Origin of the sequence: Rhizobium sp. BT03 (assembly GCF_030053155.1) — a bacterium.
In the GTDB taxonomy this organism is placed as follows: Bacteria; Pseudomonadota; Alphaproteobacteria; order Rhizobiales; family Rhizobiaceae; genus Rhizobium.
The window spans coordinates 875,796-888,230 of sequence record NZ_CP125640.1; the positions used below are offsets into that span (position 1 = coordinate 875,796).

15 protein-coding genes are annotated in these 12,435 nt (G+C 61.5%); 7 read left to right on the plus strand and 8 right to left on the minus strand.

Going from position 1 to position 12,435, the window contains the following annotated elements; translation table 11 throughout:
* Window positions 1-70: 70 nt before the first annotated feature.
* The 3 genes from QMO80_RS04315 to QMO80_RS04325 all read left to right on the plus strand — a co-directional run bounded on the left by QMO80_RS04315 (window position 71) and on the right by QMO80_RS04325 (window position 1,572).
* Window positions 71-229 (plus strand): hypothetical protein, encoded by a 159-nt coding sequence (locus QMO80_RS04315; protein ID WP_283199032.1) that lies wholly within the window; start codon window positions 71-73, stop codon window positions 227-229.
* A gap of 125 nt (window positions 230-354) precedes the next feature.
* Window positions 355-666 carry a DUF1883 domain-containing protein gene (locus QMO80_RS04320; RefSeq protein ID WP_085742266.1) on the plus strand — a complete coding sequence of 104 codons (312 nt, stop codon included), beginning with the start codon at window positions 355-357 and terminating at the stop codon, window positions 664-666.
* Between the two features lie 231 nt (window positions 667-897).
* Window positions 898-1,572, plus strand: coding sequence for a VIT1/CCC1 transporter family protein (locus QMO80_RS04325; protein WP_283199033.1), 675 nt, complete (start codon window positions 898-900; stop codon window positions 1,570-1,572).
* 33 nt (window positions 1,573-1,605) lie between these two features.
* On the opposite strand, the gene QMO80_RS04330 is transcribed toward QMO80_RS04325, so the two are convergent.
* Complete coding sequence (locus QMO80_RS04330; RefSeq protein WP_283199034.1) at window positions 1,606-2,922, minus strand: replication-associated recombination protein A; 1,317 nt, start codon at window positions 2,920-2,922, stop codon at window positions 1,606-1,608.
* Window positions 2,919-4,322: a DegQ family serine endoprotease gene (locus QMO80_RS04335; RefSeq protein ID WP_283199035.1), complete on the minus strand. Its 1,404-nt coding sequence runs from the start codon at window positions 4,320-4,322 to the stop codon at window positions 2,919-2,921. Before QMO80_RS04335 ends, QMO80_RS04330 begins: the two co-directional genes overlap by 4 nt.
* Before the next feature lie 259 nt (window positions 4,323-4,581).
* Here QMO80_RS04335 and QMO80_RS04340 point away from each other — a divergent pair, with 259 nt between their 5' ends.
* Window positions 4,582-4,962, plus strand: coding sequence for a YkvA family protein (locus QMO80_RS04340; protein WP_283199036.1), 381 nt, complete (start codon window positions 4,582-4,584; stop codon window positions 4,960-4,962).
* A 21-nt stretch (window positions 4,963-4,983) separates the two neighbouring features.
* Complete coding sequence (locus tag QMO80_RS04345; protein ID WP_283200110.1) at window positions 4,984-5,337, plus strand: lysozyme inhibitor LprI family protein; 354 nt, start codon at window positions 4,984-4,986, stop codon at window positions 5,335-5,337.
* Between the two features lie 58 nt (window positions 5,338-5,395).
* Here the strand turns inward: QMO80_RS04345 and ilvD are convergent, their stop codons facing one another.
* Window positions 5,396-7,234, minus strand: a complete 1,839-nt coding sequence (gene ilvD / locus QMO80_RS04350) for a dihydroxy-acid dehydratase (RefSeq protein WP_283199037.1) — start codon at window positions 7,232-7,234, stop codon at window positions 5,396-5,398.
* Window positions 7,235-7,672: 438 nt separating this feature from the next.
* Between ilvD and msrP the strand changes: the two genes are divergently transcribed.
* Window positions 7,673-8,620, plus strand: a complete 948-nt coding sequence (msrP, locus tag QMO80_RS04355) for a protein-methionine-sulfoxide reductase catalytic subunit MsrP (protein ID WP_283199038.1) — start codon at window positions 7,673-7,675, stop codon at window positions 8,618-8,620.
* Window positions 8,620-9,276 (plus strand): protein-methionine-sulfoxide reductase heme-binding subunit MsrQ, encoded by a 657-nt coding sequence (gene msrQ, locus QMO80_RS04360; RefSeq protein ID WP_283199039.1) that lies wholly within the window; start codon window positions 8,620-8,622, stop codon window positions 9,274-9,276. The genes msrP and msrQ overlap by 1 nt, the downstream gene beginning before the upstream one ends.
* A 10-nt stretch (window positions 9,277-9,286) precedes the next feature.
* Here msrQ and QMO80_RS04365 read toward each other — a convergent pair whose 3' ends face one another.
* The 5 genes from QMO80_RS04365 to rpsM all read right to left on the minus strand — a co-directional run bounded on the left by QMO80_RS04365 (window position 9,287) and on the right by rpsM (window position 12,417).
* On the minus strand, window positions 9,287-9,709 hold the full coding sequence (locus QMO80_RS04365; protein WP_283199040.1) for a DUF2809 domain-containing protein: 423 nt from the start codon (window positions 9,707-9,709) through the stop codon (window positions 9,287-9,289).
* 160 nt (window positions 9,710-9,869) lie between these two features.
* Window positions 9,870-10,292 carry a 50S ribosomal protein L17 gene (gene rplQ, locus QMO80_RS04370; protein WP_085736921.1) on the minus strand — a complete coding sequence of 141 codons (423 nt, stop codon included), beginning with the start codon at window positions 10,290-10,292 and terminating at the stop codon, window positions 9,870-9,872.
* Between the two features lie 125 nt (window positions 10,293-10,417).
* Entirely contained in the window at window positions 10,418-11,428 is a 1,011-nt protein-coding gene (locus tag QMO80_RS04375) for a DNA-directed RNA polymerase subunit alpha (protein WP_003547579.1), read from the minus strand.
* A gap of 97 nt (window positions 11,429-11,525) precedes the next feature.
* Window positions 11,526-11,915: a 30S ribosomal protein S11 gene (gene rpsK, locus QMO80_RS04380; protein WP_003547577.1), complete on the minus strand. Its 390-nt coding sequence runs from the start codon at window positions 11,913-11,915 to the stop codon at window positions 11,526-11,528.
* A gap of 133 nt (window positions 11,916-12,048) precedes the next feature.
* Window positions 12,049-12,417, minus strand: coding sequence for a 30S ribosomal protein S13 (gene rpsM / locus QMO80_RS04385; protein ID WP_003573772.1), 369 nt, complete (start codon window positions 12,415-12,417; stop codon window positions 12,049-12,051).
* Window positions 12,418-12,435 lie beyond the last annotated feature (18 nt).

Here is a 12,435-nt window from a genome sequence, read left to right on the forward strand (position 1 = left end):
CCTCGCCGCGAATGGATTTCCTACGGCGGCCGGCAGTAGACTCTCGCTGTCATTGCGAAGGTCAAATGCCATGCGAAACATCATCTCCGCCGCCTTCCACCCTCTTCGCCCACACAGGGCCACGCGCGGCAGCCGGCGGATGCGCGAGAAGCGCACTGCCTGGGCGCTGATCGTCTTCAGCATTCTGCTTGCCTGCGTCGAACTTTACATCGTTTACGCTGCGCTCTGAGCCCGTCCACGCGCAGTTTCCGCGGAGCGCAAAACGCAGACGGGCCGAACGGCCGATTTCCAACTTTTCTTTAACCGGCGTGCTGGTAAAATCTCGGCGCAGAGACTTCAGACACCACGAGACCGATGCCGAAACCGAATTTCCGCTTCACCCATTACGATCTTAAGGAACAACGCGCCGGAACGATCGTCGAGGTGTCGTTGAATGCGGTGAACAATGTGCGGCTGATGACGGCGCCGAACTTCCAGCGCTTCACCGAGGTTCTCGATTTCAAATATATCGGCGGGGTGGCGCGCAAATCGCCGGTCAAGCTCGCTGTTCCGGAAAGCGGTCACTGGCATGTCGTCGTCGATATGGAAGGTCATCACGGACTGGCGGAATCCGCCGTCAAGGTGATCGCCGCACCAGCCAATCAGAAAACGCCGCGCCCCTCCTGAGGCTTTGCAGCACCGAGCCCAGACGCGCTCCGTCGGCAAAACCGTCAAGACCGGCCAATCGTCCCGGCCTTTGATCACGATCAATGAATTAGGCTGCTGCTTCGGTCACAGTTTTCCGGCCGTAAGACTATCTGCGCCGCAACATTACCGGCTGCCGTCAGCTTGCCATTTCATGCTCCGATAGCAGGCGGTAACAGCCGGCTATGATCTTCACCAAGTGGGGAGCAGTCCATGACTTCGAACCCTATCGGTCGTATCACCAATATCATCGATCCCGGCGATGCGCTCGGCGAGGTCCTTTTCGGATTGATCATGGCGCTGACGTGGACGGTCGGTTCGAGGCTGGTTTTTGAAAAGGAAGGGCTGGATGTCCGCGATCTGATCGTCGCGACGATCGGCTGCAACGTCGCTTGGGGGATCATTGACGCCGTCTTGTTCTTCCTGGGCACGACGTTTTACAAAAGCAGGCGGCTGCGGCTTTTTCGGCAGATCAAAACCGCCAGAAGCGAATCTGCGGCGCTGACGGTGCTTGCGAAGGAATTCCCGATAGCGGAGGCACCGTTCTCTGCAAAGGGTGCCGACGCGGACGCACTCTATCGATCGCTCCTGACGCTCGCATGCCGGGCCGATCCTGTGAAGGCGTCCCTCCCGAAACGAGATCTGTTGGCCGCAATCGCGGTCTTCGTTCTGGTCTCCGCCACCGCCATTCCGGCGGTGATCCCTTTCCTTCTCATCGACAGTGAGCACCTTGCCCTCAGAACCAGCAACCTGTTTCTCATCACGCTGCTGTTTGTGACGGGCTATGCGTGGGCGAGGTTTTCAGGAGGCAGGCCTTTTTATGCCGGGATGACGATGACTTGTCTCGGCTTGCTGCTGGTTGCAATAGCGATCGCGCTTGGCGGCTGAACCCCGTTCGCCAATCGAACAGGCCCGGACGCGTCAGCGCGGCTTGCGCTCCTTGCGGAGCTTGTCCCACCATTCCAGCCGCTTGCGGATATCGCGTTCGAAACCGCGCTCCGGCGGATCGTAGAAGGTCTGGCGGCCCATTTTCTCCGGGAAGTAATCCTGGCCGGAAAAGGCGTCCGGTTCATCGTGATCGTAGCGGTAGCCGTCGCCGTAACCTTCGCCCTTCATCAGCTTGGTCGGCGCATTGAGGATATGCTTCGGTGGAAGCAGCGAGCCGTTCTGCTTGGCGGCCTGGCTTGCCGCCTTGAAGGCGGTGTAGACGGCATTCGATTTCGGCGCGGTGGCGAGATAGACGCAGGCCTGGGCCAGCGCCAGTTCCCCTTCCGGGGAACCGAGATACTCATAGGCATCCTTGGCGGCGTTGCAGATCACCAGTGCCTGCGGATCGGCAAGGCCGATATCCTCCACCGCCATGCGCACCAGCCGCCGGCCGAGATAGAGCGGATCCTCGCCGGCATCGAACATGCGGGCGAGATAATAAAGGGCGGCGTCGGGGTCCGAGCCGCGCACGGATTTGTGCAGCGCCGAGATCAGATTGTAATGGCCGTCCTGCGCCTTGTCATAGACCGGGGCGCGGCGCTGGACGATGCGCGTCAGGCCTTCGGTATCGAAACTCTCACCTTCGCGTGCGGCGCGCCAGACCTCTTCGGCAAGCGTCAGCACCGCGCGGCCGTCACCGTCTGCCATGCGGATCAGGCTGACGCGCGCTTCCTCCGTCAGCGGCAGCGGCTTCTGCTCGATCGCCTCGGCGCGCTTCAGCAATTCCTCCAGGCTCTCCTCGTCATGCGACTTGAAGGTCAGCACACGGGCGCGCGACAGCAGAGCGGCGTTGAGCTCGAAGGACGGGTTTTCAGTGGTGGCGCCGACGAGGATGACGGTGCCGTCCTCCATAACAGGCAGGAAACTGTCCTGTTGGGCGCGGTTGAAACGGTGGATCTCGTCGACGAAGAGCAGCGTCTGGCGGCCGTCCATACGGCGCAGACGGGCAGTCTCGAACACCTTTTTCAGGTCGGCGACACCTGAGAAAATCGCCGAAATCTGCTCGAAAGCCAGCCCCGCCTCGCCCGACAGCAGCCGCGCCACCGTCGTCTTGCCGGTGCCGGGCGGGCCCCAGAAGATCATCGAGCCGAGCGAGCCGCTTTCGATCATTCTTTTCAGCACACCGTCCTCACCGGTCAGATGTTCCTGACCGGTGACATCGGCAAGCGTCTTCGGCCGCAGCCGGTCGGCAAGCGGCCGCCTGGCGGCGACCTCTTCCGGAACACGCGGCGCGAAGAGATCATTGCTCATCGGAAGAACTGCCGGATGCGCTGACCGTCGCGTTCGATCTCCACCCGCCAGAGGCCGGGGTCGCTATCGGCGATTTCGGACAGGTCACTGGTGGTCTTCACATCGGTGCCGTTGATCGAGACGATGATATCCTTCGGCTCGAAGCCGAGACGAGCGGCCGGCGAATCCTCCTTGACCTCGGAGACAACGACACCTGCCGATTCCGGCGGCATGCGCAGCTCGTCGGCGACCCGTGGCGACAGGTTCTCGACGACAGCGCCGCTGAAGGGGGTGCGTCCGCCGATGGTGCGCTGATCGCGCGGCGAGGTTTCCGGGGCGCGATCGAGCGTCAACGGCAGTTGCTCCTCGCGGCCATTCTCGACGACGGTGAGCTTGACCGACTTGCCGAGACCGGCCGTCGTCAGCCGGTACAGCAGCGCATCCGGATGTTCGACCGAAATACCGTCGACAGCGGTGACGATTTCACCGGCCTTCAGCCCGGCCTTGGCGGCCGGGCCGCCTTCCGAAACCTTGACGACGAGCGCGCCGCGAACCTTGTTCAGCCCCAGCGATTCGGCCACCTCAGAGGTCACGGCGTCGAAGCTTGCGCCGACATAGGGCCGCTCGAAAGATTTGACGCCGGCGTCGGCCGAAGCGAGGAAGACCTTGACCAGATTGGCGGGGATGGCGAAGCCGATGCCGTTCGAGCCGCCGCCGCGCGAGAAGATTGCCGTGTTGATGCCGATCAGCTCGCCTTTCATGTTCATCAACGCGCCGCCGGAATTGCCGGGATTGATCGAGGCGTCGGTCTGGATGAAGAAGCCGAACTCGTTCCTGACCACCTGGTTGCGGGCAAGAGCCGAGACGATGCCGCTCGTCACCGTCTGGCCGACGCCGAAGGGGTTGCCGATCGCCAGCACGAGATCGCCGACCTCGACGGCATCGGAATTGCCGATCGGCAATGTCGGGAAACTTTCCTTGGTGTCGATCTTCAGCACGGCAAGATCGACACGGTCATCCCGCAGCACCACCTTGCAGGGGAATTCGCGCCCATCCGGCAGCGCGACCTTGATGTCGTCGGCGCCTTCGACGACGTGATTGTTGGTCACGACAGTGCCGTTCGCCTCGACGATGACGCCGGAACCGAGCGAGGACTGCTTCTCCGAGCGATTCGGCATCTGCTGGCCGAAGAACTGCTCGAAGAAGGGGTCGCCGGCAAAGGGCGACTGCCGCCGGACGGTCTTTTCCGCATAGACATTGACGACGGCGCCCGACGTCTGTTTGACGAGCGGGGCGAAAGAGAGCTGCATCTGCATCTGGCTCTCGGGTACGGTCTTTGCGGTCTGTGCATTGGCCGCTGCCGGCAGAACGAGCATGAGAGCGAATAGCGAGACGGAGGCGCGCTTGAACAGGCCTTGCATGGGTATCCCTTTTGAATCTTCTTGAGCAGCGTTTTAGAGCATGATGCCGAAAAGTGTGAGCGGTTTTCGGACGACATCATGCTCTAACTATTCAATTGCGAACAGGATTCAGATTTTAGGCCGAACCGGCCTAAAATCATCCTGTTCTGCGGCCCGACGCTAGAAAGGAAAGAGGGCGGAAGCATGGAAAAATAAGGCAGAGATGACCTCATGAGACGGCGCTCGAAGCCTTTGCGAATTCGATTCAGGAAATTTGGCCATGCAACTGATATCAAAAGCCAAAATCTGGGCGAAGTCACTGAAGCGTGACATCGTCGCCCTATGGCTTGCCGCCCGGAATCCACGCGTGCCCTGGCATGCGAAAGCGGTGGCGGGCGCCGTTGCAGCCTATGCGCTGTCGCCCGTCGATCTCATCCCCGATTTCATTCCCGTGCTTGGTTATCTCGACGATCTCATCATCGTGCCGCTCGGCATCCTGCTGGCGACGCGGCTCGTTCCGCCCGACTTGATGAGCGAGCTTCGCGAGGAAGCCGCAAGACGCATCGAACGCCCTTCCGGCCGGAGCGGCCTGATCTTCATCCTTGCCGTCTGGTTCATCTGCATCATCTTTCTGGCTCTGGCGGTGCGCAAGCTGGTCTGATCAGCGGCAAGGAGACTTTGAATAATGACGACGAAAGCGATAGCGACGGTCCTTGGTTTTACAATCCTTGCCTTGACGTCGGGTATGGCGCAGGCGGCGAGCTTCGACTGCGATGCGAAGGAATTGAAGCCGGATGAAAAGGCGATCTGCGACAACCGCGCGCTCAACGATGCCGACGTGAAGATGGTGACGACCTTCGAGCTGCTCTCCGGCCTGCTGGCGATGGGCTCGCGCGGGACATTGCAGGACGAGCAGACCGCCTGGCTGAAGAAGCGGCAGGAATGCGCGGCGGACGCTGCCTGTATCAAGGCCGCCTATGACGAGCGGCTGAAGCAGCTCGGCGAGACCTATAAAAACATCAACCGGCCGCTTTGAAAGCGGCCGGTCTTGAGCAGCTGACTCTTGATCAGCGGGTAGTAGGTTCGACCAGTTGTTAGCGGGCGTTCAGATCCCGCACGGCGCCGCGGTCGGCGCTGGTGGCGAAGGCAGCATAGGCCTTCAGCGCCGTCGTGACGTTGCGCTTGCGCACTTCTGTGGGCTGCCAGCCCTTGGCGTCCTGCTCGGCGCGGCGGGCGGCAAGTTCGGTCTCGTCGATGCGCAGGCTGATCGTGCGGTTCGGGATGTCGATGTCGATCATGTCGCCTTCGCGCACCAGGCCGATCGTGCCGCCATTTGCCGCTTCCGGCGAGGCGTGGCCGATCGAGAGGCCCGAGGTGCCGCCGGAGAAGCGGCCGTCGGTGATGAGCGCACAGGCCTTGCCGAGGCCCTTCGACTTCAGATAGCTCGTTGGATACAGCATTTCCTGCATGCCGGGGCCGCCCTTCGGGCCTTCGTAACGGATGACGACGACGTCGCCAGCCTTGACCTCGTTGGCGAGGATCGCCTTGACGGAGGCATCCTGGCTTTCGAAGACGCGGGCCGGGCCTGAGAATTTCAGGATCGATTCATCAACGCCGGCCGTCTTGACGATGCAGCCGTCGACCGCGAGATTGCCCTTGAGCACGGCAAGGCCACCATCCTTGGAGAACGGATTTTCGACCGAGCGGATGACGCCGTTCTGGCGGTCGGTATCGAGTTCGTCCCAGCGGGCCTCCTGGCTGAAGGCGACCTGGGTCGGGATGCCGCCGGGCGCGGCGCGGTAAAAGTTGCGGACGGTTTCGCTGTTGGTGCGGGTGATGTCCCAGCGGTCGATCGCATCGCCCAGCGTCTCGGCATGCACGGTCGGGCAATCGCGGTTCAAGAGACCGCCCTTCTCGAGCTCGCCGAGGATCGACATGATGCCGCCGGCGCGGTGCACGTCTTCCATATGAACATCGCTCTTTGCAGGTGCGACCTTCGACAGGCACGGCACCCGGCGCGACAGCGCGTCGATATCGGCCATGGTGAAATCGATCTCGCCTTCATGGGCGGCGGCAAGGATGTGGAGGACCGTGTTGGTCGAACCGCCCATCGCGATGTCGAGCGCCATGGCATTCTCGAAGGCCTGCTTGGAGGCGATGGTGCGCGGCAGCGCCTTGATATCGTCCTGCTCGTAATAGCGGCGGGCGAGATCGACGATCAGGTGACCGGCCTCGACGAAGAGACGCTTGCGGTCGGCGTGGGTGGCGAGCGTCGAGCCGTTGCCGGGCAGCGACAGGCCGAGCGCCTCCGTCAGGCAGTTCATCGAATTGGCGGTGAACATGCCGGAGCAGGAGCCGCAGGTCGGACAGGCCGAGCGCTCGATGGTCTGGACATCCTCATCGCTGATCTTTTCATCGGCTGCGGCGACCATGGCATCGACGAGGTCGAGTGCATGGGTCTTGCCGTGCAGCACGACCTTGCCCGCTTCCATCGGGCCGCCGGAGACGAAGACGGTGGGGATGTTGAGGCGCAGCGACGCCATCAGCATGCCGGGAGTGATCTTGTCGCAGTTGGAGATGCAGACCATGGCATCGGCGCAATGGGCATTGACCATGTATTCGACGCTGTCGGCAATGAGCTCGCGCGAGGGCAGCGAGTAGAGCATGCCGTCATGGCCCATGGCGATGCCGTCGTCGACGGCGATCGTGTTGAATTCCTTGGCGACACCGCCCGCCGCCTCGATTTCGCGGGCGACGAGCTGGCCGAGATCCTTCAGGTGCACGTGGCCGGGCACGAACTGGGTGAAGGAATTCACAACCGCAATGATCGGCTTGCCGAAATCCGAATCCTTCATACCCGTGGCGCGCCAAAGGCCGCGGGCACCTGCCATATTGCGGCCGTGGGTCGTGGTTCTCGAACGGTAAGCTGGCATCGGTGTCTTCCTCGACGTGTCGGAGATCATCAGGCGAAGCGGGGCGGCATTGAGCCTGCGGCCGGGCAACGCTGCTTTTTGGAATTGTCCTAATCCAATCGGCGGGAGCTGTCACTACCGGCAAGGCCAAATCCGGTACGCTGCCGAGAGAAGCGCCTTGAGCGCCATTGGTGATATACGGTTCGGCGCGGGGTTCGGTTACAGCCTATTCCATCACAGGCGAACACAAAAAATTGGCTTCCCGTCGGTGATATTCAAGGCATAGACAATAAAGCGCGTCGCGATCTTTCAAATTCGCTCCCCGCGCTTTAGGTCTTTGTTTTTACGCATGTCGTTATCGCAAAACCGCTGCACACTTTTGCGCGAATGCTTTAATCCGAACATGCGGGCGGTTCGTTTAAGAACTATATTGAAAAATCCGCCCTGGAGGTTTTCGACATGCCAAGCTATCGCCCCCCGAAGATCGCGTCGTCGGAGATCACGCCGCGCCAGCTCTATGTGCGCCGCCGTGAATTCCTCGGCGCTGCGGCGCTCGGCGCCATGGCGCTCTACGGCGCCGGCAAGGCGAGCGCGGCCGCGCTTTCCGCCGTCGGGAGCGAGTACAAGGTCGACGAAAAGCCGACGCCGCTCAAGGACGTCACCACCTACAATAATTTCTATGAATTCGGCCTAGACAAGGCCGATCCCGCAGCGAATTCCGGCAATTTCAAGCCGCTGCCCTGGACGGTCAAGGTCGACGGCATGGTCAACAAACCTGGCACCTTCGACCTCGAGGCGCTGATGAAGGAATTCCCGATCGAGGAGCGCACCTATCGCATGCGCTGCGTCGAGGCCTGGTCGATGGTCATTCCCTGGGACGGCTTTCCGCTGGCATCGCTGCTCGACAAGGTGGAGCCGCTCGGCAGCGCCAAATATGTCGCCTTCGAAACCATCGTGCGGCCGGACGAAATGCCGGGGCAGAAGGGTTTCTTCCAGTCGCTCGACTGGCCCTATGTCGAGGGCTTGCGCCTCGACGAGGCGCGCCATCCGCTGACGCTGCTTGCCGTCGGGCTCTATGGCGAAACGCTGCCGAACCAGAACGGCGCGCCGATCCGCCTCGTCGTGCCGTGGAAATACGGCTTCAAGGGGATCAAGTCGATCGTCAGGATCACGCTCACCGACCAGCAGCCGAAGAATACCTGGCAGGTGACCAATCCGCAGGAATATGGCTTCTACGCCAACGTCAATCCTGAAGTCGACCATCCGCGCTGGAGCCAGGCGAGCGAGCGGCGCATCGGCGAAAGCGGCTTCTTCGGCGCCAGCCGCCACCCCACTCTGCCCTTCAACGGCTATGCCGACGAGGTGGCGAGCCTCTATGCCGGCATGGATCTGAAGGCGAATTTCTGATGGCGGAATTGTCGCTCGCCATCCCGAAGCGCTGGCAGCCCGCCTCCGTCTGGCTGCTCTATATCGCAGGCCTCGTGCCGGCTGGCTGGACCTTCTATCTCGGCGCGACCGATCAGCTCGGCGCCGATCCGGTCAAGACCTTCGAGCTCTTCCTCGGCATCTGGACGATCCGCTTCCTGATTCTGACACTTGCCGTCTCCCCTGCCCGCGAGTTGTTCGGCTGGAACTACCTGCGCTACCGCCGTGCGCTGGGCTTGCAGACCTTCTACTACGCGCTGATGCATTTCACCGTCTACATGGTGCTCGACCAGGCGATGGATATCTCCGCCGTCGTCAATGACGTGCTGAAGCGCCCCTTCATCATGTTCGGCATGGCCGGGCTTGCCATGCTGATTCCGCTGGCGGTGACATCCAATAACCTCTCGATCCGCTGCCTGGGCGCGAACTGGAACTGGCTGCATCGCCTCGTCTACATTGTTGCCGCCTGCGGGGCGCTGCATTTCGCGCTCTCGACCAAGATCCTCGATCTCGAGCAATATATCTATGTCGGGCTGATCATCGCGCTCATCCTCTACCGCTCGTGGCGGCCGATCGCCCGCAGCCGGAAAAAAGGCCAGGGCCGGACGCGCAATCGCGCCATGGCGTCGGCTTCGTGAGACCGTAGGCCTACCGGCGATAACCAACCGCCATCCGACGGGCGGGATCGCAAGCGCAGGCCGCGGCGATCCCGATCGCATAAGCCAGAATGTTCCAGAGCGAAAATATCCGGCCGAGCAGCAGCGCCCCTGCGGTCGTCAGCCGAAATGCGTCGAGCCAGGGCGTGTGATAGAGCCGGAACAACTCCACCGAGATCGCGATGAACAGCGCCATGGCGGCAATGATTGCCGGCCGCGACCTTGCGACAAACAGCGCCACAAGCAGATAGACCATCGCGCCCCACAGCGCCGACCCACCATATTTGACGATGATGAAGGGCAGATCGATCGCGTAGCCGAAACGCCTGAGCGCCAGTCCGAGCACGATCACCACAAGCAGGCCTACGAGGCGAAGGAACTGCGCTTGAGAGCGAGTCTGAATGAATTCGCGCAATGGAATCAATCCTACAGAGATCAACCGCCGGAGTGTCGAGGCGACCCGGCGAGGTGCTCGCCTGTCGCTGCAGCTTCCACGTTCGTCCACGGCCGATGCGCAAACAAAAACAGCCGGGCTTTGTGAGCCCGGCTGTTTTATTTCCGACGGAGCGGAAGACTTAAGCGGCGACGGCCTGCTCTTCGGCAGCGACGCGGGCCTTGTCGGCTGCGCCCTTGGCGAAGGTGTCGCGATCAACGAATTCGATCACGGCCAAAGCGGCATTGTCGCCCTGGCGGAAGCCGGCCTTCATGATGCGCAGGTAGCCGCCGTTGCGGGTGGCGTAACGCGTTGCGATCGTGTCGAACAGCTTCGAAACGACGGCGGCGTCGCGGATCTGCGAGATCGCCTGGCGACGAGCATGCAGGTCTCCGCGCTTGCCGAGCGTGACGAGCTTCTCGACGATCGGACGGATTTCCTTGGCCTTCGGCAGGGTCGTGACGATCTGCTCGTGGGTGATGAGCGAAGCCGCCATGTTGGCGAACATCGCCTTGCGGTGGCTTGCAGTTCTATTCAGCTTGCGGCCGGCCTTTGCGTGGCGCATTGCTATTCTCCTTTAATGCAGTGCCCTTACTTCGTTACCGGGCCTGCCGTTTCCTGGCACATGCAGGCGATCGGCCTGCTGTTTGACGGGGAAAGGCAGTCGTGAAGAGCCTGCCTTTTTGATTTTTAATACTGGTCTTCGTAACGCTTTGCGAGATCTTCGATGTTCTCGGGCGGCCATGCCGGCACTTCCATGCCGAGGTGCAGGCCCATGGAAGCGAGAACTTCCTTGATTTCGTTCAGCGACTTGCGACCAAAATTCGGCGTGCGGAGCATTTCTGCTTCGGTCTTCTGAATGAGGTCGCCGATGTAGACGATGTTGTCGTTCTTCAGGCAGTTTGCCGAACGGACAGACAGTTCGAGTTCGTCCACCTTCTTGAGGAGCGCCGGGTTGAAAGCGAGTTCGGTGACTGCTTCCTCTTCGGTTTCCTTCTGCGGCTCGTCGAAGTTGACGAAGACGCCAAGCTGATCCTGGAGGATGCGCGCCGCGAAAGCGACGGCGTCTTCGCCGGTGATCGAGCCATCGGTTTCGATGGTCATGTTCAGCTTGTCGTAGTCGAGAACCTGTCCTTCGCGGGTATTTTCTACCTTGTAGGACACCTTCTTGACCGGCGAATAGAGGCTGTCGACCGGGATGAGACCGATCGGAGCATCTTCCGCACGATTGCGCTCAGCCGGAACGTAGCCCTTGCCGTTGTTGACGGTGAACTCCATGCGGATCTCGGCGCCCTCGTCGAGCGTGCAGATGACATGCTCGGGGTTGAGGATTTCGATATCGCCGACCGTCTGGATGTCGCCAGCCGTGACAACGCCCGGGCCCTGCTTGCGCACGACCATGCGCTTTGCGTCGTCGCCATCCATCTTGATGGCGATTTCCTTGATGTTGAGCACGATGTCCGTCACGTCTTCGCGGACGCCCGGAATCGAGGAGAATTCATGCAGCACGCCATCGATCTGCACCGCCGTGACGGCAGCGCCGCGCAGCGAGGAGAGCAGAACGCGGCGAAGCGCATTGCCGAGGGTGAGGCCGAAGCCGCGCTCCAGCGGTTCGGCAACAAGCGTCGCCCTGGTGCGCGAGCTCGAGGAGAACTCCACCTTGTTCGGCTTGATCAGTTCCTGCCAGTTCTTCTGAATCATGAGTTTGCCTTCCGTTCGTTGCCACCATCCAATCGTGGCAACCGAGCTTGAAAACCACCGGGAGCGCCAAGGCGCTCACCAGTGACGAGAGCGATGATCAGACGCGGCGCTTCTTGCGCGGACGGCAGCCATTGTGCGGGATCGGGGTCACGTCGCGGATGGACGTGATCATGAAACCTGCAGCCTGGAGCGCGCGCAGAGCCGATTCACGACCCGAACCCGGACCGCAGACTTCGACCTCAAGCGACTTCATCCCGTGCTCCTGCGCCTTCTTGGCGCAGTCTTCGGCAGCGATCTGGGCAGCGAACGGGGTCGACTTGCGCGAGCCCTTGAAGCCCTTGGCGCCAGCCGACGACCAGGCGATCGCGTTGCCCTGGGCATCGGTGATGGTGATCATCGTGTTGTTGAAGGTCGAGTTGACGTGAGCGACACCCGACGAGATGTTCTTGCGCTCACGACGGCGAACGCGGACGGCTTCCTTAGCCATGGTATTCCTTTCGTTGATCTCTTCACCGCCGTAATGCCAGCGGCTACACCGGAACGGCGCCTATATGGTCCCGCTCCAAACTCAAAAGAGGCCGGCGCAGACCGCCAGCCTCCCCACCCCGGTTTCCCGGAAATTACTTCTTCTTGCCAGCAATTGCCTTTGCCGGGCCCTTGCGGGTGCGGGCATTGGTGTGCGTGCGCTGACCACGGACCGGAAGGCCGCGGCGATGACGCAGGCCGCGGTAGCAGCCGAGGTCCATCAGGCGCTTGATGTTCATCGCGGTATCGCGACGAAGATCACCTTCGACCTGATAGTCGCGGTCGATGGCTTCGCGGATCTGAAGGACTTCGGCGTCCGTCAGCTGATGCACACGACGCTCAGCCGGGATACCGACCTTCTCGACGATTTCCTGTGCGAATTTCGGACCGATCCCGTGAATGTAGGTCAGCGCGATAACAACGCGCTTTGCAGTCGGGATGTTGACGCCAGCGATACGTGCCACGCCTGTTCTCCTTGCATT